Consider the following 19,348-nt stretch of genomic DNA (forward strand, 5'->3'; position numbering starts at 1 on the left):
GGCTCCTCCGGGCCGCTCAGCGGGAGGCCGGCGTCTGTGTCAACATGACTGATATGGACCAGCAAGAATGGCAGCCGCTCGGCGCGTTGATATATCGGGTGTCGGCGGCCCTTCGGTCGGAGATGACGGCGGCGTTGGCGCCGCTGAATCTGCCATTCCCTCAGTACATCTGCATGCGGGTGTTGTCCAAAAATCCCGGCTGGTCCAATGCGGATCTGGCTCGCGCTCTGGATGTAACCCCGCAGTCGATGAACACGGTCTTGCAGGCGCTGCAGGATTCGGGATTGGTGGCCAGGCCGGATACCGTGGCCTCCGGCCGTGCGCGCCCGGCACAGCTGAGCCGGTCCGGAGCCGCACTACTCACGCGGGCAGAAGTGCTGGCGCGGGATGCCGAAGAGCGGCTGTTGTCGGACATCTCGGAGGGGCAGCGCCAAGGCCTCTTCGAAACCCTGCAAGCGATAGCCGGTGACGACGGTTCCACCTGCTGATCGTGGTGACTCGGCGAAGCCCGGGAGTAGGTTCAGGGTCGTGACGAAGATGGCGGTGGGCGCCGCGATGGCCCTGATAGCGGTGCTTAGTGCGTGTTCGACGCCGCCCCCCGTCGGTACCCCCGAAGCCACCTCGGTCACGTTGTCGCCGGAACGCCGGACCGCCGAGGGCGCGATCATCGTCACCCCGGATAACTTCGTCCGAGCCGAATCGGACCGGTACTTCGGGAACATCGTGAAGGATGGCGGTCTCGGCGTCTTCCATCACGTTCGCGAACTGTCGCCGCTGGACAACCAGCTGGTAATCCGGCAGAACCGTGACACGCTCTATTCCTCGGCCGTGTTCGACCTCGACGCGGGGCCGGTGACCATCTCGATGCCAGACCCGGGACAACGGTTCATGTCGCTGCAGCTCATCACCGAAGATCATTACGTACCGGGTGTCTTCTACGGCAAGGGCGAGCACACGGTCACCAAGGAGGAGGCCGGTACCCGATACCTCGCCGCCGCGGTGCGGACCCTGGTCAATCCGGGAGATCCCTCAGACCTCACACAAGTCCATGCTCTGCAGGACGGTGTGACGGTGCGGCAAGACAGTGTGGGGAGCTTCGAAACTCCCAAGTGGGACAGTGCAAGTCAACAGAAGGTGCGCGCCGGGCTGCTCCAGCTGGCCGCGACACTCCCCGATACCAAGACGATGTTCGGCACCAAGGACTCCACCGACCCCGTCCGCCATCTCATCGGTAGCGCTTCGGCATGGGGCGGTAACCCCGAGAAGGATGCCCTCTATCTCAACGTGAACCCCGCCAGGAACGACGGCACCACTGTTTACAGACTCACTGTCGGGCAGGTACCTGTCGATGGGTTCTGGTCTGTCACCGTGTACAACAAGGACGGATACTTCACCGTAAACCCGCGGAATGCCTACTCCCTCAACAACATCACCGCGCAGCGTGATTCCGGCGGCAGCACTACCATGCAATTCGGCGGATGCGCGGACTCCACGGTGAACTGCCTGCCCATCACGCCGGGCTGGAACTACCTGGTGCGCCTGTACCGTGCACAGCCGCAGGTTCTCGACGGCCGATGGGCGTTCCCTGAAGCGCAGCCCGTCGCATAGTCAAACCTATTGTGGTGTAACGAGCTTTTCGATCTGCTGGGCAACCTCAGCGCGGATATCGGCATCGGACATATCGTCGAGGCCAAGACCCGCCCGCAGGCTCGGGCCCATCAACCGCCAGCCGAGCTGTAGCGCTATCGCGTGCGCGGCAGCCAACCGTGCATCGCGATCGTCGGTGTGCCCGGGGCGTATCTGGTCGAGCAGCCACTCCATCCCGGGCTTACGTTCCTGGAGTTCCTCGATGGGAAAGCCGTCGAGAGTAGAGCGGATCATCACGCGCAACTGAAGATCATGCGCTGCCTCCAGTTCCTCGAGGGGGGCCCCGGACTCGCGCACGGCTACGGCGGAGTCGGCTAGGTGCTGCAGGGTGTCTGCCAGCAGTTGACGCTTGCTTCCGAAGTGTCGGTGGACAAGGCCATGATTTACGCCCGCACGGGTGGCCACCTCGCGGATGGACGTTGCCGCAGGGCCCTTTTCGGCGAAAAGTTCGGAAGCCGCGTTCAGGACGGCTTCGACGACCTCCTCCTTACCGACGGGCCGTGCGTCCGTTGCCTCCGGTGTAGTCATGTGTGTACAGTAGCGGATGACCGAGGTGTAGTCAGTTGACTACACGGGATGCCGAACAGATGGGATAGGTCATGAGCAGCGATTTCCGTGTAGTGAAGCTGGGCGAGAACATCGGCGCCCGAATCGAGGGAGTGCGCCTCGGAGAGGTGGACGCCGAGCTCGCAGGCGCCATCAACGAGGCAATGCTGGAGCACAAGGTGGTCTTCTTCCGTGGCCAGCACCACCTCGACGACGTGTCGCAATTCGCCTTTGCGCAGAGCATGGGCGTCCCGACCTCGGCGCACCCCACACTGAAATTCGACGGGGAACGCGTCATGCGGCTCGATTCCGAGGAGGGCGGCCGCGCCAACCAGTGGCACACCGACGTCACCTTCGTGGACCGAATCCCCAAGGCGTCCATCCTGCGGGCGGTCGAGCTTCCGCCGTACGGTGGAACCACCACCTGGACCTCGACGGTCGCGGCCTACCGACAGCTGCCCAAGCCGTTGCGGGATCTGGCGGACAACCTATGGGCGATGCACAACAACCAATTCGATTACGCCCAAATCGATCCCGGTAAGTTGGCGGCGTTGTTGGCCAAACCGGGCGTCGGGTCGAAGTATGCGAGCGAGTTCGGGGCCACGCACTTCGAGGCGCACCATCCGGTAGTCCGCGTGCACCCGGAGACCGGCGAAAAGGCGCTGCTACTGGGTAACTTCGTCAAGCGCATTCTGGACGTGAATGCCGGCGAGTCCCAGGCACTGTTCCGTATGTTCCAGGATCGGATCACCTGGTTGGAGAGCACCATTCGGTGGAACTGGGAGCTCGGCGACGTTGCGATGTGGGACAACCGGGCCACCCAGCACTACGCCATCTCCGACTACGGCGATCAGCGGCGCCGGATGCACCGGGTCACCCTCGCTGGTGATGTGCCCGTCAGCGTCAGCGGGGAAAGCAGCCGAGTGATCGCCGGGGATGCCAGCGACTACTCGGTGATCGACGACCCGAGGCGGCTGGTGGCGTAGCTCTCGAACCGTGGCCCCTCTTGCCATCGCTACTAACGTAGCGCTACATTTGTAGCATAATGATGGCTTGAGGAGGTCGCGGTGATCGAGGTAGGGATCGTTGGGGCAGGCCCGACCGGGCTGATGCTGGCCTGCGAACTCGCGATGCGCGGTGTGAGCTGCCGGATCTTCGAGCGCCGGAGCACCGCGCCGAACATCACCAGAGCGTTCGCCGTACACGCCAGAACCCTGGAACTGTTGGATGCACGTGGCCTGGCCGAGCAGGTGCTCGCGCGCGGAAACGTGATGTCTCAACTGGCCCCGGCACCCGGGGTGACTGTAGATCTCAGCAAGCTCGACTCCCCGTTCCCGATGATCGCCATGGTCGCCCAAAGCGGAACCGAGGCGGTTCTCGAACAGCGAGCCCGGGAGTTGGGAGTCGAGATCGTGCGCGGGGCAGAGCTGGTGGGGCTGGAACAGGGTGAGCTGGTGCACATGCGGTTCGTCGACGGCAACACCGAATCCGCCAGGTACGTCGTCGGATGTGATGGCGCGCATAGCGCGGTACGGAGCCTCATCGGGGTGGACTTCGTGGGAGACCAATACGAGACCCACATCATGCTGGCCGATGTCCGACTGGACCCACCGGAGAACTCCCCGATGTTCGCGCGGTTCAACAGAGAAGGATTGATGCTCGTTCTTCCTTTCGAAGACGGCTACTTCCGCGTCATCGGATGGGATCTGAAACACGAGGACGTCCCCGTCGAAAAGCCTTTGGAATTGGACGAGATTCGATCGCTTGCGCGCCGGGTTGGCGGCAGCGACTACGGCATCCGTGAGCCACGATGGATGTCGAGGTTCCTCTCCGAGCGACGGCAGGCGGCGAAATACCGCGTGGCCCGGGTGTTTCTAGCCGGGGACGCCGCCCACGTGCACTCCCCCATCGGCGGGCAGGGCATGAACACCGGGATCCAGGATGCGATGAACCTAGGCTGGAAGCTCACCGCAGTGCTTCGCGGGCAGGCGTCCGATAGCTTCCTCGATACCTATCAGGCCGAACGGCATCCGGTGGGAGCGCAGGTCCTCGCGCTCACCGACGGATTGACGACGCTGGCCTTGAGCCGGTCTCGCGTACGCCAGGTGGTTCAACCGATGCTGCTGCGCGGGCTGCTGACAATCCCGCCGATCCGCGATCGCTTCCTGGGGCGGGGCACGGGTATCGGAATCGCGTATGCGCACAAGCGCGGAGACCACCGGCTGGTGGGCACGCGTGTGCGCAACTCTGGTGTGACACCAAGGCTTTATGAGGTCATGCGGGACGGGAAGTTTGTTCTGCTGGACGGAACCGGCGGCGCGTTGGGCGAAGCGGCCGGCCCGTGGTCGGACAGTGTGAATGTGTTCCCGCTAAGTCCCGACCCGAAGGGACCTTCCGCCGTTCTGGTGCGACCCGACGGCTACGTTGGATGGGCATCCGACGCCCAAGGTGCCCCAATGTTGCAGCAGCTGCCTTCTGTGCTGAACCAGTGGCTCGGCGCCCCGCAGGCTGCACCGAGGCAATAGGAGAGGCTGTGCCACCCGCTAATACCGAACGACGATCGGCGCTGGCGGACGTCGCGATCACAGTGCTCGCGGAGCGAGGCCTGAAGGGGCTGACGCACCGCGCCGTGGATGCCGCCGCCGGTGAACCCGTGGGGACCACGTCGCGGTATTTCCGAACGCGCGAAGCGCTTCTGCAAGGTGTGGTGGAGCAGTGCGCGAATCAGTTGGTGCAGCAGCTCGAAGGCGCGACCGGGGTAGATATCGGCTCGTTGTCGATGGATGACCTTGTCAACCGGCTGGTTCAGCTGATTGACCAGGCAATGACAGCCAATCGGGCGCGCACCCTGGCGATGATGGAGCTCTTCGTGGAGGGCACGCGCTCAGCTGATATATGGCCGCCGCTTGCGGAAGCGGCGGGTGCGGTGTTGCCGGTACTGCGCGCCCTGTTGGAATCCGCCGGACTGCGACCGACCGAGCGCGATGTCGCGGGCCTGTACTCCACCGTCAACGGCCTGATCCTCACACTGCTGACGCACTCGGTAGATGCGCTCGGCCTCGGTTCGGACCCGTCACCGGATCAGTTGGTGCGTACGGCAATTCGTGGACAACTGGCCACGGTGAGGCGCCGTTAGGCCCGGCGCCTGCCCAGGAAGAACGCGGCCGCCGCACCGAGAAGTGCCGATACCACCGCGATTCCGCCCGCGATCCACCATGACGGACCGCCCGAGGCATCGGGGCTCTTGGGCCCGAGTAGCGCACCGACGATCGTGTTGAAGTTGTCGGTCTGATCGGTGAGACCGGAGACGTTCGCGGCACCCGGGCCGTAGGCGGCGATACGCACCTGGGTTCCGGTGTGCGTCTGCGACTCTCCCTCCGGCGCGGTGGGATACATGATCCGCATGGTGGCGCCGTCGGCCGTCTTCACCGCAACAGACAGTGCGGTCGGGTTATTGAAGTCCTCGGGAACGATCAGCGAGGAGTGCCCGTGATCGGCGGTGACGATTACCAGGGTGTTGCCGTCCTTGCGGGCGAAGTCCAGTGCGGTGGCGACGGCCTCGTCGAGGGCGATGGTCTCCCCGATCTGACCACAGATGTTGGCCGCATGGTCCTGCTTGTCGATCGACGCCGACTCCACCTGCAGGAAGAATCCCTTGTCTTTACCCCTCTTCGAGTTCACCAGCAAGTCAATGGCTTTGGACGTCATCGCGGACAGCTGCGGTTGATCCTTCGGTAGCTCGGGGTTGGGCCGGCAGGTGGTCGCGGGCAGCTTGCCGCCGTTGGGGACCGCTGCGGGCACCTTGTCCCATTGCACCGGCAGGTTGCCCTTTCCGAACACTCCCAGCACCGGATTGTCGAGGCTGTCCACCTTGTTCAGATCGGCTGCGGTGGTGGGCAGCTGATACCCGGCGGCCTTCGCAACCTCCAGCGAGGTCTTGCCTTTGTGCTCGCCGCCGGTGATGGATTCATCGAAGTACTTGCCGCCGCCGCCGAGGCTGATATCGGCACGGGTGGCCACCAGCTGTTCGGAGATGGAGCCCTTGCCACCGTTCTCGATCGCGTTCCCCGCGCACTTCTCCACGGTTTCTTTGGGGCCCTTGCAGTCCCGATCCGTGACATGCGCCGTGAGCACTGCCGGGGTGGCGTCCTGCAGCTCCGCAGTGGTGACGTTTCCGGTCGCGAAGCCCTGCTTCTGCACGATCTCGAGGATCGTGTCCAGCGGCTTGCCGTCGAGGTCGACCGAGATGGCGCCGTTGTAGGTCTTGGTTCCGGTGGCCCAGCCGGTGCCGGAGGCGGCAGAGTCGGTCACATAGTCCGGCTTGCCCCTGTCGGACCCGTCCTTGGTGAGCGCGAAGGTCGTGTACTCGCCGGTGATCGGCAGCGCATCGAGCCCGGGAAGCGTTCCGGCGGCGCCATGCTGGTAGTTGCGCGCCGAGGTGATCTCCGAGGTACCCATGCCATCACCGATCAGCAGGATGACGTTCTTGGCGTCCCGGCCCTCCACGGAATCCCGCAGATCCGCTGTCTTATCGCCGTCACGGCCGCCCGCGGTGCGGTTCGCACCGCCGGTTTTGGCGATATCGCCGGCGGGCACCTCGGGAGAGTCCGAGGGCGGTGCGGCTGTTGCGGACGGAGCCAGCGCCAGGATGAGTGCGGACGTGAGGACCGTGGCTGCGTGCGAGATGCGCATCGGGACAGTTTCCAGGGAACCGATGAACGGCCGGTGAACCGACACGGTCACGGCGGAGACGCACTATTCGGTGGGCAGGTCCAGCACCAGACGCCCTTCACCACGCGAGACGCAGGTCAGGAGCTGCCCTTCCTCGCGCTGCGATTCGGTGAGAATCTGATCGCGATGGTCGACGGATCCGGCGAGCACATTCACCTTGCAGGTACCGCAGAAACCCTGCTGGCACGAGTAGGCCACATGCGGCAGCCGTTCCTTGATGACGTCCAGCGCGGTGCGATCGGCGGGCACCTCCAGCACGGGTCCACCCGGGCCCAGCTGCACCTCGAACGGATGGCCGTCCACCACGGGCGCGGCGGCGAAACGCTCGAAATGTAGTTCCACAGAAGGCATTTCGAGTAGCCGTCGCTGCAGTACCCCGAGCATCGGCGCGGGCCCGCAACAGTACACGGCGTCGTTCTCCCCCACATCGGGCAGCAGATCGTCCGCAGTCGGCAGCCCCGACTCGACGTCCGTCCGCACGATGACCCGATCACCAAACCGCTTGAGCTCGTTGAGGAAGGGCATGGAATCGCGGTGCCGCCCGGTGTACACCATGGTCCAGGGCTTACCCAGCTGCTCGGCGAAGGCGATCATCGCGAGAATCGGCGTGATGCCGATACCGCCGGCGACAAAATGGAGCTTGCGCGGCCCGGGCTGGGTCATGGCGAGCGGGAATGCGTTACGCGGCCCCAGGATCGATACGGTCGTGCCGATCTGCAGCTCGTCATGCACCTCGACCGAGCCGCCGCCACCATCGGGGATGCGGCGCACGGCGATTCGGTAGCGGAGGGGATCCGTCAGGTCGCCGCACAGCGAGTATTGGCGCATGCGCCCTGATGGCAACAGCAGGTCCAGATGCGCGCCCGGATGCCATGGTGGAAGCCGCTCCCCGTCGGGACTGGCCAGCACCAGGCTGACCACGTTGTCGTCGGTGGCTTCCACCCAGCGGTCGGCGATCACCAGATGCAGGGTCCGGTCGACGTGATTCTCCGGCGGCTTTTTGAGGATCAGCAGTGCGCCGATTGCGCGTACGGCGAGGGGGAACAGCGCCGTCGCGACCGCAATCGTGGGGGATACCGGCAGGGTGCCGTACAGCGTCGGCGGCAGTGGCGGCCGCGTCCGCTTGGGGGTCGGCTGCGTCTTTCGGCGGATACGGTCGAACATCAGTGGCCGACCGCGGCCTTCGCGGCCGGTGAGGTGCTCAGGTACGCCACGGCTTGCGCGGTGCTGCCCACCTGATCGGGTGAGAAGCCCGGGCGCATGAACTCCAGCGCCGACTTGGCCAGCTCGCGCCAGCGAAGGAACGCGCCGCGCTTCATGGCCTTGTTCATCTGCCGCAGCACCCCGAAAACGCCGTAGTTCGGTAAGGACGGATCCTGGCGAACCAGGAACTTGGTGTAACGCAGCATCACACCGACAAGCAGGATGGTCGCCAGCACGAAGGTCAGCATCATGTGCCCGCGGCGGATCTGGAAGTAGCTGGCCACGTCGTAGGCGACGCTACGGTGCTCGACCTCCTCGGCGCCGTGCCAGCGGAACAGGTCCACCATCTCCGCGTCGGCGTCGAACTTCTCGAAGGGATGGTTGAGCACCCAGTCGCCGAGCACGGCGGTGAAGTGCTCGATACCCGCGATAAGGGCCAGCTTCTCCACCATCACCCGGTAGCGAAGCTTCTCACTGCGCAGCTCGTTGGTCCGCTCCAGCATGTGGGTGACGTACTCGATCTGCTCAAGCGCCGGGCGGACGTTGATGTCGTTCTTCTCCAGGAAGTCGCCCAGCACCTTGCTGTGTGTCTCGGCGTGCACGGCCTCCTGGCCCATGAACCCGATCATCGCCTCGCGGATCTTGTCGTCCTTCACATACGGCAGTGCGCGGGTGAAGGTGTCCACAAAGGCCCGTTCCCCTTCCGGCAGCAGGAGATTGAAGGCAGAGATGAAATGCGACACGATTGGCTCGTTGGGGATCCAGTGCAGCGGGGTGTGGCTGGTGTCGAACTGGACGTTGCGCGGCCGCAGCACGACCTCGCCGGGCTCGGTGGGTACGACGTGTAGACCAGTGGCTTGAGTTGTGTTGCGGGCCATGGCTCTCTCCTATTTGTTGAGCTTATCGCTGACGCGGCCCCAGAAGAACCGGTTCAGCGCTGGGGCCAGACGGCTGAAGTGGTACTGCATATGTGCTTCCGGGGTGACCGGGACGATCGACTTGCCCTTGGTGACGGCGTTGACAATCTGTTTGGCGACCCTCTCGGGGCCGTATCCGCGTTTGGCGTACAGCCCCGCCCCCTGCTGCTGCCGATTGGCCTCGTCTTCGGGCGACAACCCCGAAAACTGGGTGGTGCGAATGATGTTCGTGTTGACGATGCCTGGGCAGATGGTGCTCACCTTCACCTTGTCGCGCCCGAGCTCACCACGCAGCACGTCGGAGAACATGAATACGGCTGCCTTGCTGGTCACGTAGGCGCTCATTTCGGGGAGCGGCGTATAGGCAGCGGCACTGGAGATGTTGACGATATGACCGCGCTTTCGTTCGGCCATCCGCGGCCCGAAGGCGCGGCAGCCGTAGACGACTCCGTTGAGATTGATGCTCAGGACCCGCTGGAAGTCGGCAGAAGGGGTGTCAAAGAACCTGCCGGCCTGACCGATGCCGGCGTTATTGATCAAGACGTCCGGCACACCGTGGTTGGCGCATACATCGTCGGCGAATGCGGTCACGACAGCTTCGTCGGAGACGTCCAAGGCATACGAATGAGCGGTGCCGCCTGATTTCTCGATGAGTCCGACGGTCTCGTTCGCGGTGTCGAGGTTGATATCGGCGACGACGACGCGTGCGCCCTTGCGGGCGAACGCCAGCGCCGTTTCACGGCCGATACCGCTTCCGCCGCCGGTCACTACTACCAGGCTGTTGCGCTGTGCGCTGCCGGATGTCATGCATCCTCCGAGTCCCGCGCACCAGTGCGCTTACGTGATGGAGGAGATTGTAAATCACCTGCACAGGAGGAAAAAAGACGTGACGCCCATTACGGGGTTCCCGGGGGTTTATCGAGGGGAAACATGCGTTGACCTACGCATTGAGAGCACCGCACCGCAGGGTGTCGCGCCATCTAACCACCCGAGTTGGCGTACTACGGGGTTCCTGACATATCGTTTTGATTACTTGTCGCGTCGGGGCACGAGATCCGCTGGTCAAAGGTGTCCGGTGGGTGCCTCATCGTCACCGCGAGCACACCCAGCAGACGGCCGAGAAGGACGCTACAGACAAGGGCCAACGGGCCAGCCGCGGGATTCCAGCACCGTTCCGCGTCGGTCTGTGCGGCACCTTCGAGGAGGGCATTGACGGGTGCATCCACGCGATGCACCCGGCCAGGCCCCGGAGATGAGACGAGCAGCCATGCCACACCCCGCGACCGGGCTCTACAACCCGGCCTATGAGCACGATGCGTGCGGTGTCGCCATGGTCGTGGATATGCACGGCCGGCGCAGCCGCGACATCGTGGACAAGGCCATCACCGCACTGCTGAACCTGGAGCACCGTGGTGCCGCGGGAGCCGAGCCGAATAGCGGTGACGGCGCAGGAATCCTGCTGCAGATCCCGGACAAGTTCTTCCGTGCCGTCGTGGACTTTGAGCTGCCCGCCGAGGGCAGCTACGCCACCGGTATTGCTTTCCTGCCCCAGGGGTCCAAGGACGCCGCCGCCGCATCCGAGGCCGTCGCGAAGATCGTCGAGGCAGAAGGTCTGACCGTCCTGGGTTGGCGTGAGGTTCCCCATGACGATTCCTCGCTGGGTGCCCTCGCCCGCGACGCCATGCCCACCTTCCGGCAGCTGTTCATCGCCGGCGCCTCCGGCATGGACCTGGAGCGGCGCGTCTATGTCGTGCGCAAGCGCATCGAGCATGAGCTCGGTAATCAGGGTTCCGGCCGGGGCAGCCTCGGTGAGGAAACCGTCTACTTCCCAAGCCTTTCCGGTCGCACCTTCGTTTACAAGGGCATGCTGACCACCCCGCAGCTGCGGGCGTTCTATCTCGATCTGCAGGACGAGCGGGTCGAGAGTGCGCTGGGTATCGTGCATTCGCGCTTCTCCACCAACACCTTCCCGTCCTGGCCGCTGGCGCACCCGTACCGCCGGGTGGCGCACAACGGCGAGATCAACACCGTCGCAGGCAATGAGAACTGGATGCGGGCCCGCGAGGCGCTCATCACGACCGATGTCTTCGGCGGTGACGCCCAGCTCGACAAGATCTTCCCGATCTGTACGCGCGGTGCCTCGGACACGGCGCGGTTCGACGAGGCACTGGAACTGCTGCACCTGGGCGGCCGCCCCCTGCATCACGCGGTGCTGATGATGATTCCCGAGGCGTGGGAACGGCACGAGTCCATGGACCCTGCGCGCCGCGCCTTCTACGAATACCACGCCTCCCTCATGGAGCCATGGGACGGACCCGCCTCGGTCTGCTTCACCGATGGCACCATCGTCGGGGCCGTGCTCGACCGCAACGGCTTACGGCCGTCCCGTGTTTGGGTGACCAACGACGGGCTCGTCGTGATGGCCTCCGAGGCAGGTGTGCTGGACCTGGATCCGTCCACCGTCGTGCAGCGCACGCGTCTGCAGCCCGGCCGCATGTTCCTGGTGGACACCACCCAGGGCCGCATCCTCGACGACGAAGAGGTCAAGGCCGAGCTCGCCGCCGCCGAGCCGTACCAGAAGTGGCTCGACGAGGGCCTGGTTCGACTGGAGCAGCTGCCCGACCGTCCGCACCAGCACATGCCGCACAACCGGATCGTGTTGCGCCAGCAGGCTTTCGGATACACCTACGAGGAGCTCAACGTTCTGGTGTCGCCGATGGCGCGCACCGGTGCCGAAGCGCTCGGGTCCATGGGCACCGACACTCCGATTGCGGTGCTGTCCAACCGTTCTCGGATGCTGTTCGACTACTTCCAGCAGCTGTTCGCACAGGTCACCAACCCCCCGCTCGACGCCATCCGCGAAGAGGTGGTCACCAGCCTCGGTGGTGTGATCGGCCCCGAGGGCGATGTGCTCAACCCGACGCCCGAGTCGTGCCACCAGATCCTGCTGCCGCAGCCGGTGCTGCACAACGACGAGCTGGACAAACTGATCCACCTCGATCCCGCCGACGAGGTCAACGGACGCCCCCACGGCTTCTCCAGCCGAGTGATCCGCTGCCTGTACCCCGTCGCCGAGGGCGGTGCCGGGCTGCGGACGGCGCTGGAATCGGTGCGTGCCGAGGCGTCCGCGGCCATCGCCGACGGCGCGCAGGTACTCATCCTGTCCGACCGTGAGTCGGACGACCAGATGGCTCCCATTCCTTCGCTTTTGGCAGTTTCCGCGGTGCACCACCACCTGGTGCGTGAGCGGTCGCGCACCAAGGTCGGCCTGCTGGTCGAGGCCGGCGATGCCCGCGAGGTGCACCACATCGCGGCGCTGGTGGGCTTCGGTGCCGCCGCCGTCAACCCCTACATGGCGTTTGAGTCCATCGAGGATCTCATCGACCGCGGCATGATCCCCGGTGTGGACCGCGACAAGGCGGTCCGTAACTACATCAAGGCGGCAGGCAAGGGTGTGCTCAAGGTGATGTCCAAGATGGGCATCTCCACGCTGGCCTCCTACACCGGCGCACAGCTGTTCCAGGCCATCGGCCTGTCGCAAGAGCTACTCGACGAGTACTTCTCCGGATTGTTCTGCCCCACAGGAGGTATCGGTCTCGACGAGATCGCCGCCGATGTGGCATCGCGTCACCACCTGGCCTTCTTGGAGCGCCCGGAGGAGTGGGCGCACCGTGAGCTTGAGGTCGGCGGCGAGTATCAGTGGCGCCGTGAGGGCGAGTACCACCTGTTCAATCCGGACACCGTTTTCAAGCTGCAGCACGCGACCCGCTCCGGGCAGTACTCGGTATTCAAGGAATACACCGCTCTGGTCGACGACCAGAGCGAGCGCATGGCCTCGTTGCGCGGCCTGCTGAAGTTCAAACCAGGTCTGCGCCAGCCGGTTCCGCTGGACGAGGTGGAGCCTGCCAGCGAGATCGTCAAGCGGTTCTCGACGGGTGCGATGAGTTTCGGCTCCATCTCCGCAGAGGCGCACGAGACGCTGGCGATCGCCATGAACCGACTGGGGGCCCGATCGAACTCCGGTGAGGGCGGCGAGGATCCGCGACGGTTCACTCCCGACGAGAACGGTGACTGGCGCCGCAGCGCCGTCAAGCAGGTGGCCTCCGGCCGGTTCGGCGTCACGTCGCACTACCTGAGCAACTGCACCGATATCCAGATCAAGATGGCCCAGGGAGCCAAGCCCGGTGAGGGCGGCCAGCTTCCCGCGCACAAGGTGTATCCGTGGGTGGCCGAGGTGCGTCACTCGACGCCGGGCGTGGGGCTCATCTCGCCTCCCCCGCACCACGACATCTACTCGATCGAGGACCTGGCGCAGCTGATCCACGACCTCAAGAACTCCAACCCGCAGGCACGCGTGCACGTGAAGCTGGTGAGTGAGAACGGTGTCGGCACGGTGGCCACGGGCGTCTCCAAGGCGCACGCCGATGTGGTGCTCATCTCCGGGCATGACGGCGGAACGGGCGCCACCCCGCTGACCTCGATGAAGCATGCCGGTGCGCCATGGGAGCTGGGCCTGGCCGAGACGCAGCAGACGCTGCTGCTCAACGGTCTGCGTGACCGCATCGTCGTACAGGTCGACGGCCAGCTCAAGACCGGCCGCGACGTGATGATCGCGATGTTGTTGGGTGGTGAGGAGTTCGGTTTCGCGACCGCTCCCCTGGTGGTCTCCGGCTGCATCATGATGCGCGTGTGCCACCTGGACACCTGCCCCGTTGGGGTGGCCACCCAGAACCCGGTGCTGCGTAAACGATTCAACGGCAAGCCGGAGTTCGTGGAGAACTTCTTCCTGTTCATCGCGGAAGAGGTGCGTGAGCTCATGGCCGAGCTCGGTTTCCGCACCGTCAACGAGGCGGTGGGACAGGTCACCGCGCTGGATATCGAGCGCGCGGTGGCGCACTGGAAGGCCAGCAAGATCGACCTGACTCCGGTGCTGACCGAGCCGGAATCGGCGTTCATGAACCAGGACCTGTACTGCAGTGGTTCGCAGGATCATGGCCTGGAGAAGGCGCTGGATCAGCAGCTCATAGTGATGAGCCGCGAGGCGCTGGACCGTGGCAACCCGGTGAAGTTCGAGACGCTGATCACCAACGTCAACCGCACCGTCGGCACCATGCTGGGCCACGAGGTGACGAAAGCCTATGGTGGCGAAGGTCTTCCCGATGACACCATCGACATCACCTTTACCGGCTCGGCCGGTAACAGCTTCGGTGCGTTTGTCCCGCGCGGCATCACCCTGCGGCTGTTCGGCGACGCCAACGACTATGTCGGCAAGGGCCTGTCCGGCGGACACATCGCGGTGCGCCCGTCGCGTGAGGCGCCGGAAGGCTTTGTGGCCGAGAAGAACATCATCGGCGGCAACGTCATCTTGTTCGGTGCCACCAGCGGTGAGCTGTTCTTGCGCGGTGTGGTGGGGGAGCGGTTCGCGGTCCGCAACTCCGGTGCTTCCGCCGTCGTCGAGGGTGTGGGCGACCACGGCTGCGAATACATGACCGGAGGTGCGGTAGTGGTGCTCGGCCCGACCGGACGTAACTTTGCTGCGGGCATGTCGGGCGGCGTGGCTTATGTCTACGACCCCGACAAGCAGTTGATGGACAATCTCAACGACGAGATGGTGGATCTTGAGGCGTTGGATCCCGACGATGAGCAGGTGCTGCGCAGCTTGATCGAAAAGCATGTGGCGGCGACAGATTCTGCCGTCGGACAACGCATTCTGGCCGACTGGAGCGGCCAAAGCGACTCCTTCGTCAAGGTGATGCCTCGCGACTACCGTCGCGTACTGTTGGCCATCGCCGATGCGGAGCTGACCGGAGGCGATGTGAACGAAGCGATCATGGCGGCAGCTCGTGGGTGACCCAAGCGGCTTTCTGAACCACACCACGCGTGAACTGCCCAAACGGCGTCCTGTGCCGCTGCGGCTTCTCGACTGGAAAGAGGTCTACGAAGACTTCGAGCACGAGGCGCTGCAGACGCAGGCATCGCGCTGCATGGACTGTGGAATCCCGTTCTGCCATCAGGGCTGCCCTCTGGGCAATCTGATTCCCGAGTGGAACGACATGGTGTACCGCGGGAACTGGCGCGAGGCCATCGAGCGGTTGCACGCCACCAACAACTTCCCCGAGTTCACCGGCCGGCTCTGCCCGGCGCCGTGTGAGGCGTCCTGCGTGCTGGGTATTAACCAGGACCCGGTGACCATCAAGCAGGTCGAGGTCGAGCTCATCGACAACGCCTTCGAGAACGACTGGGTTAAGCCCATCCCGTCCGAGGTGAAAACCGGTAAGAAGGTCGCGGTTGTGGGCTCGGGACCCGCGGGATTGGCTGCGGCACAGCAGCTCACCCGAGCTGGACACGATGTCACCGTGTACGAGCGGGCCGACCGCATCGGCGGTCTGCTGCGGTACGGCATCCCCGAGTTCAAGATGGAAAAGCATCACGTCGACCGGCGTCTGGACCAGATGCGGGCCGAGGGCACTGTTTTCGAGGCCGGAGTGAACGTTGGAGTTGATATAACAGCGGATCACCTCCGTTCAAACTTTGACGCGGTGGTACTGGCAGGCGGGGCGACCGCAGCGCGCGATCTGCCCGTCCCGGGGCGTGAGCTCGAAGGCATCTACCAGGCCATGGAGTACCTGCCGTGGGCCAACAAGGTGCAGCATGGCGATCCCGTCGTGGACGAGGACGGCCAGCCGCCCATCACCGCAAAAGGTAAGCGCGTCATCATCATCGGTGGTGGCGATACCGGTGCGGACTGCTTGGGCACCGCCCACCGGCAGGGTGCGGCGAGCATCCAGCAGTTCGAGATCATGCCCCGCCCGCCCGAGATTCGGTCCGAGCGTGACCCGTGGCCGACCTACCCGACATTGTTCCGGGTGGCCTCCGCACACGAAGAGGGCGGCGAGCGGATCTACGCCGTCAATACTGAGCGGTTCCTCGGTGAGGCTGGCAAGGTGACCGGTCTGCGGGCCCACGAGGTTGTCTTCAACGCCGGCAAGTTCGAGAAGGTCGAGGGCTCGGACTTTGAGCTGGAGGCCGATATCGTCTTCCTGGCAATGGGATTCGTCGGACCGGAGAAGCCGGGCCTGATCCAGGACCTGGGCGTCGAGCTGACAGACCGCGGGAACGTGGCGCGCAACGACGCGTTCGCGACGTCGGTGGACGGCGTGTTTGTGGCGGGGGACATGGGGCGCGGCCAGTCGCTGATCGTGTGGGCGATTGCCGAGGGCCGCTCCGCCGCCGCTGCAGTGGACGCATACCTCGTCGGCGAGACGGCGCTGCCTGCGCCGATCAAGCCGACCGCCGCACCGCAGCGCTAGTTTCTCCGACGCTCGACGCTCGACGCTCGACGCTCGACGCTCGACGCTCGACGGTTGGGCTCCGCTTACGTGAGGGTTCGGCCGGTTGAATTGGGCCGGGCCGGCACACCGTGATGCTTCATGCCGTGATGATCCCCGAGGATGTTGCGGTCGAGCAGGTCCGACGCGATCCGTCCCAATGCCCAACGATCCGGACCCAGGGTTGTCGCTCAATTCGGTGGGGAGAGCCGATCGGTGCTACGGGTTGGCCGAACTGGACGCCCTTCCTGTTACACAGCCACTAAAAAGATGCGTTGCCGGGGCCGCCGAGATCAGTAGCTCCGAATGATTTTAATCCGCGTTACCAGATATGTTTGCCTGACGTCAGCGTTTACACGTGAGATCGACAAGAATTTGCGTTATGCTACTGACCGGTTCTGAAAGATTGCCGATGCAGGAGATGTTCTCGTGCCCAACACACCCGCCGCGAAGACATGGGTTGGCCGAATTGCCTGGTCATTGATCCGTCATCCCATGAAGAGTCATGGTTTCCCCGCTAAGAACGAGCGATTGATTACTCCCGAAGAGATGCTGCGCTTCAGTCACTGAGCGTTGCTAACGGCAGTCTCCCGCGTGTTGGGGCGTTGACACGCGGTGTTCCTTATAATCGTTATAGACCTGTAACCAGGGTTCATGGACGCGGTAGCCCCGCTCCGGTTGGATTCGTCCAACGGGAGGGGATGAGGCTGAGGAACATAGGCACTGCAGCTATGGCGGTACTGGTTGGATGCGGCGTGATGCTATTCCTGCGCCGGGCAGGCCTAAACCCGCAGCGTCAGCACTTGAGGGCCGTCCTCGGTGATGGCGATGGTGTGCTCGGAATGCGCGCCGCGCGTTCCGTCGGCCATCCGCAACGTCCACCCGTCCGGATCGACGGTGAGCCGGTGGGTTCCGCGCCCGAACCACGGTTCCAGCGCCAGCGTCAGACCGGGCTCCAATTTCAATCCCCGTCCTGCCGTTCCCTTGTTCGGGACGTGCGGATCCTCGTGCATGGTGCGCCCCAGGCCGTGCCCACCGAAATCGGTGTTGATCCGATACCCGGCGCCCTCGGCCACCCCGGCGACCGCCGCCGAGATATCTCCGAGCCGGTTACCCGGCCGAGCCGCCGCGATCGCCGCATCCAGCGCCGCCCGGGTGGTGTCGATCAGCCGCACATCCTCGGGATCGGGGACGCCGACAATCAGGCTAACCGCGGAGTCGGCCACCCAGCCGTCGATGCTCACCGCGAAATCCATGCTCAGCAGATCGCCATTAACCAGCATGTAGTCGTGCGGAAGCCCATGCAGTACGGCGTCATTCACCGACAGGCAGATGACGTTGCGGAACGGACCGCGCCCAAACGAGGGGGAGTAGTCCCAGTAGCAGGACACCGCTCCGCGTTCGGCGACCATGTCGCGCGCCCGCTGCTCAAGGTCAAGCAGGTTCACACCTGGCTCGGCGAGCGCCGACAACTCGGACAACACCGAGGCGACGAACCCTCCGGTCACTCGCATGCGCGCGATCTCCCCGGGTGACTTCAACTCGATCACGCGAACCTCCTCAGCGGTATTTAAATACCACCTTAGGGCTTTCGGTATTTAAATACCAAGACTAAGGTCGAGAGCATGGTTCGTCTGCCGCTTACCGCCGAACAACTCGCCGCGGGTAAGCGCTTGGGCGGGCTGCTGCGTTCCGTCCGGGCCGACAGCCCCCTCGACGACATCGCCCGTTCCGCCGGCATTTCACCGGAGACGCTGCGCAAGATCGAGACGGGGCGACTACCGACTCCGGCCTTCGGTGTCGTCGTCCAACTGGCCATTGCATTGGGCCTCGACCTCAACCACGTCGCTGCCGTCTGGCAAGACCAGGCGGACCTCAGCGCGGTCTCCTGACTGGAGTGGAAAACCCCGTGGCCGTTCACTTCGACGCGGAATAGGCTCACGGCCATGGATCCAGTTGCGGCCCTTCGGGAAATCGCCTACTACAAGGAGCTCGGCCGCGAAGAATCGCGCCGCGTGATGGCCTACCGTAAGGCCGCCGATGTCATCGCCGCGCTCACTCCCGACGAGCGAGAACGCCACGGCGCCAACAAGACCTGGAAAGGCCTGACCGGGCTGGGCCCCAAGACGGCCACCGTCGCAGCCGAGGCCTGGGCGGGCAAGGTTCCGGCCACCCTCGAACAACTGCGGGCCAACGCGAAAAGCACGGGCGGCGGCAGCATGCGAAAAGCGCTTAAGGGTGACCTGCACCTGCACTCCAACTGGTCAGACGGATCTGTACCCATCGCGGAAATGATGAGCACCGCAAAGGCGCTCGGACACGAGTACTGTGCGCTCACCGACCACTCGCCACGTCTGAGGGTCGCCAACGGCCTCTCCGCTGAACGGCTCTGTGCCCAGCTGACAGTCATCGACGAGCTGCGAGATCAGATGGCGCCCATGCGAATCCTCACCGGCATCGAGGTTGACATCCTCGACGATGGCGCACTAGACCAGGACCCCGAGCTCCTCGATCAGCTCGACATCGTTGTCGCCAGTGTGCATTCCAAGCTCGCGATGGACTCCGCGGCGATGACCCGCCGCATGATCGCCGCCGTCACCAACCCGCGCGTCGACGTGCTCGGGCACTGCACGGGACGGCTGGTGGAGGGGGAGCGCGGTATCCGAGGCGAGTCGGCATTCGATGCCGCTGAGGTCTTCCGGGCCTGCCGTGACTCCGGCACCGCCGTCGAGATCAACTCTCGCCCGGAACGGCGTGACCCGCCGCGTCGGCTGCTCGACCTCGCGCTGAACATCGGCTGCGACTTCTCCATCGACACCGATGCGCACGCGCCGGGGCAGCTGGAGTTCTCCGGATACGGATGCGAACGCGCGCTGGAGGCCGGGGTTCCGGAGGAACGGGTGATCAACACCCGGCCCGTGGAGCAGCTGTTGGCCAGAACCCGGAAGAGCCGCTAAGCGCCTATTGACACTATGA

At 64.5% G+C, this 19,348-nt stretch carries 15 protein-coding genes; 9 read left to right on the forward strand and 6 right to left on the reverse strand.

From position 1 onward, the window contains the following. Positions 1 to 53: 53 nt before the first annotated feature. Positions 54 to 488, forward strand: coding sequence for a MarR family transcriptional regulator (locus MLB1_RS13825; protein WP_180750818.1), 435 nt, complete (start codon positions 54 to 56; stop codon positions 486 to 488). Positions 489 to 537: 49 nt separating this feature from the next. Further along, on the forward strand, positions 538 to 1,608 hold the full coding sequence (locus tag MLB1_RS13830) for a DUF1254 domain-containing protein (RefSeq protein WP_255485972.1): 1,071 nt from the start codon (positions 538 to 540) through the stop codon (positions 1,606 to 1,608). 6 nt (positions 1,609 to 1,614) lie between these two features. Here MLB1_RS13830 and MLB1_RS13835 read toward each other — a convergent pair whose 3' ends face one another. Next, positions 1,615 to 2,175, reverse strand: a complete 561-nt coding sequence (locus MLB1_RS13835) for a TetR/AcrR family transcriptional regulator (RefSeq protein ID WP_180750426.1) — start codon at positions 2,173 to 2,175, stop codon at positions 1,615 to 1,617. Between the two features lie 71 nt (positions 2,176 to 2,246). Here MLB1_RS13835 and MLB1_RS13840 point away from each other — a divergent pair, with 71 nt between their 5' ends. The 3 genes from MLB1_RS13840 (at position 2,247) to MLB1_RS13850 (ending at position 5,329) form a co-directional block, all read left to right on the forward strand. After that, positions 2,247 to 3,179: a TauD/TfdA family dioxygenase gene (locus MLB1_RS13840; protein WP_180750427.1), complete on the forward strand. Its 933-nt coding sequence runs from the start codon at positions 2,247 to 2,249 to the stop codon at positions 3,177 to 3,179. A gap of 81 nt (positions 3,180 to 3,260) precedes the next feature. Beyond that, entirely contained in the window at positions 3,261 to 4,718 is a 1,458-nt protein-coding gene (locus MLB1_RS13845) for an FAD-dependent monooxygenase (RefSeq protein ID WP_371750623.1), read from the forward strand. A gap of 8 nt (positions 4,719 to 4,726) precedes the next feature. Beyond that, a complete protein-coding gene (locus MLB1_RS13850) occupies positions 4,727 to 5,329 on the forward strand; it encodes a TetR/AcrR family transcriptional regulator (RefSeq protein ID WP_180750428.1) in 603 nt (200 codons plus the stop codon). On the opposite strand, the gene phoA is transcribed toward MLB1_RS13850, so the two are convergent. The 4 genes from phoA to MLB1_RS13870 all read right to left on the reverse strand — a co-directional run bounded on the left by phoA (position 5,326) and on the right by MLB1_RS13870 (position 9,851). Continuing rightward, positions 5,326 to 6,885, reverse strand: coding sequence for an alkaline phosphatase (gene phoA / locus MLB1_RS13855; protein WP_180750429.1), 1,560 nt, complete (start codon positions 6,883 to 6,885; stop codon positions 5,326 to 5,328). The two genes, MLB1_RS13850 and phoA, sit on opposite strands and share 4 nt — an antisense overlap. Positions 6,886 to 6,948: 63 nt before the next feature. Next, positions 6,949 to 8,088, reverse strand: a complete 1,140-nt coding sequence (locus MLB1_RS13860) for a PDR/VanB family oxidoreductase (RefSeq protein ID WP_180750430.1) — start codon at positions 8,086 to 8,088, stop codon at positions 6,949 to 6,951. Then, positions 8,088 to 9,005 carry a metal-dependent hydrolase gene (locus MLB1_RS13865; protein ID WP_180750431.1) on the reverse strand — a complete coding sequence of 306 codons (918 nt, stop codon included), beginning with the start codon at positions 9,003 to 9,005 and terminating at the stop codon, positions 8,088 to 8,090. Before MLB1_RS13865 ends, MLB1_RS13860 begins: the two co-directional genes overlap by 1 nt. Before the next feature lie 9 nt (positions 9,006 to 9,014). Beyond that, the gene (locus MLB1_RS13870; RefSeq protein WP_180750432.1) at positions 9,015 to 9,851 is read right to left on the reverse strand and encodes an SDR family NAD(P)-dependent oxidoreductase; all 837 of its coding nucleotides are present in this window, start codon (positions 9,849 to 9,851) and stop codon (positions 9,015 to 9,017) included. Between the two features lie 460 nt (positions 9,852 to 10,311). On the opposite strand from MLB1_RS13870, the gene gltB reads away from it, so the two are divergent. Then, positions 10,312 to 14,895 carry a glutamate synthase large subunit gene (gene gltB / locus MLB1_RS13875; RefSeq protein WP_180750433.1) on the forward strand — a complete coding sequence of 1,528 codons (4,584 nt, stop codon included), beginning with the start codon at positions 10,312 to 10,314 and terminating at the stop codon, positions 14,893 to 14,895. Next, the gene (locus MLB1_RS13880) at positions 14,888 to 16,354 is read left to right on the forward strand and encodes a glutamate synthase subunit beta (protein ID WP_180750434.1); all 1,467 of its coding nucleotides are present in this window, start codon (positions 14,888 to 14,890) and stop codon (positions 16,352 to 16,354) included. Before gltB ends, MLB1_RS13880 begins: the two co-directional genes overlap by 8 nt. Before the next feature lie 800 nt (positions 16,355 to 17,154). Here MLB1_RS13880 and map read toward each other — a convergent pair. Continuing rightward, positions 17,155 to 17,922 (reverse strand): type I methionyl aminopeptidase, encoded by a 768-nt coding sequence (map, locus tag MLB1_RS13885; RefSeq protein WP_180750435.1) that lies wholly within the window; start codon positions 17,920 to 17,922, stop codon positions 17,155 to 17,157. 75 nt (positions 17,923 to 17,997) lie between these two features. Between map and MLB1_RS13890 the strand changes: the two genes are divergently transcribed. Both MLB1_RS13890 and MLB1_RS13895 read left to right on the forward strand, forming a co-directional pair. Further along, positions 17,998 to 18,264, forward strand: coding sequence for a helix-turn-helix transcriptional regulator (locus MLB1_RS13890; RefSeq protein WP_180750436.1), 267 nt, complete (start codon positions 17,998 to 18,000; stop codon positions 18,262 to 18,264). Positions 18,265 to 18,318: 54 nt separating this feature from the next. Then, entirely contained in the window at positions 18,319 to 19,329 is a 1,011-nt protein-coding gene (locus MLB1_RS13895) for a PHP domain-containing protein (RefSeq protein ID WP_180750437.1), read from the forward strand. The last annotated feature ends 19 nt before the right edge of the window (positions 19,330 to 19,348 follow it).

Source organism: Mycobacteroides sp. LB1, from assembly GCF_013449725.1.
In the GTDB taxonomy this organism is placed as follows: domain Bacteria; phylum Actinomycetota; class Actinomycetes; order Mycobacteriales; family Mycobacteriaceae; genus Mycobacterium.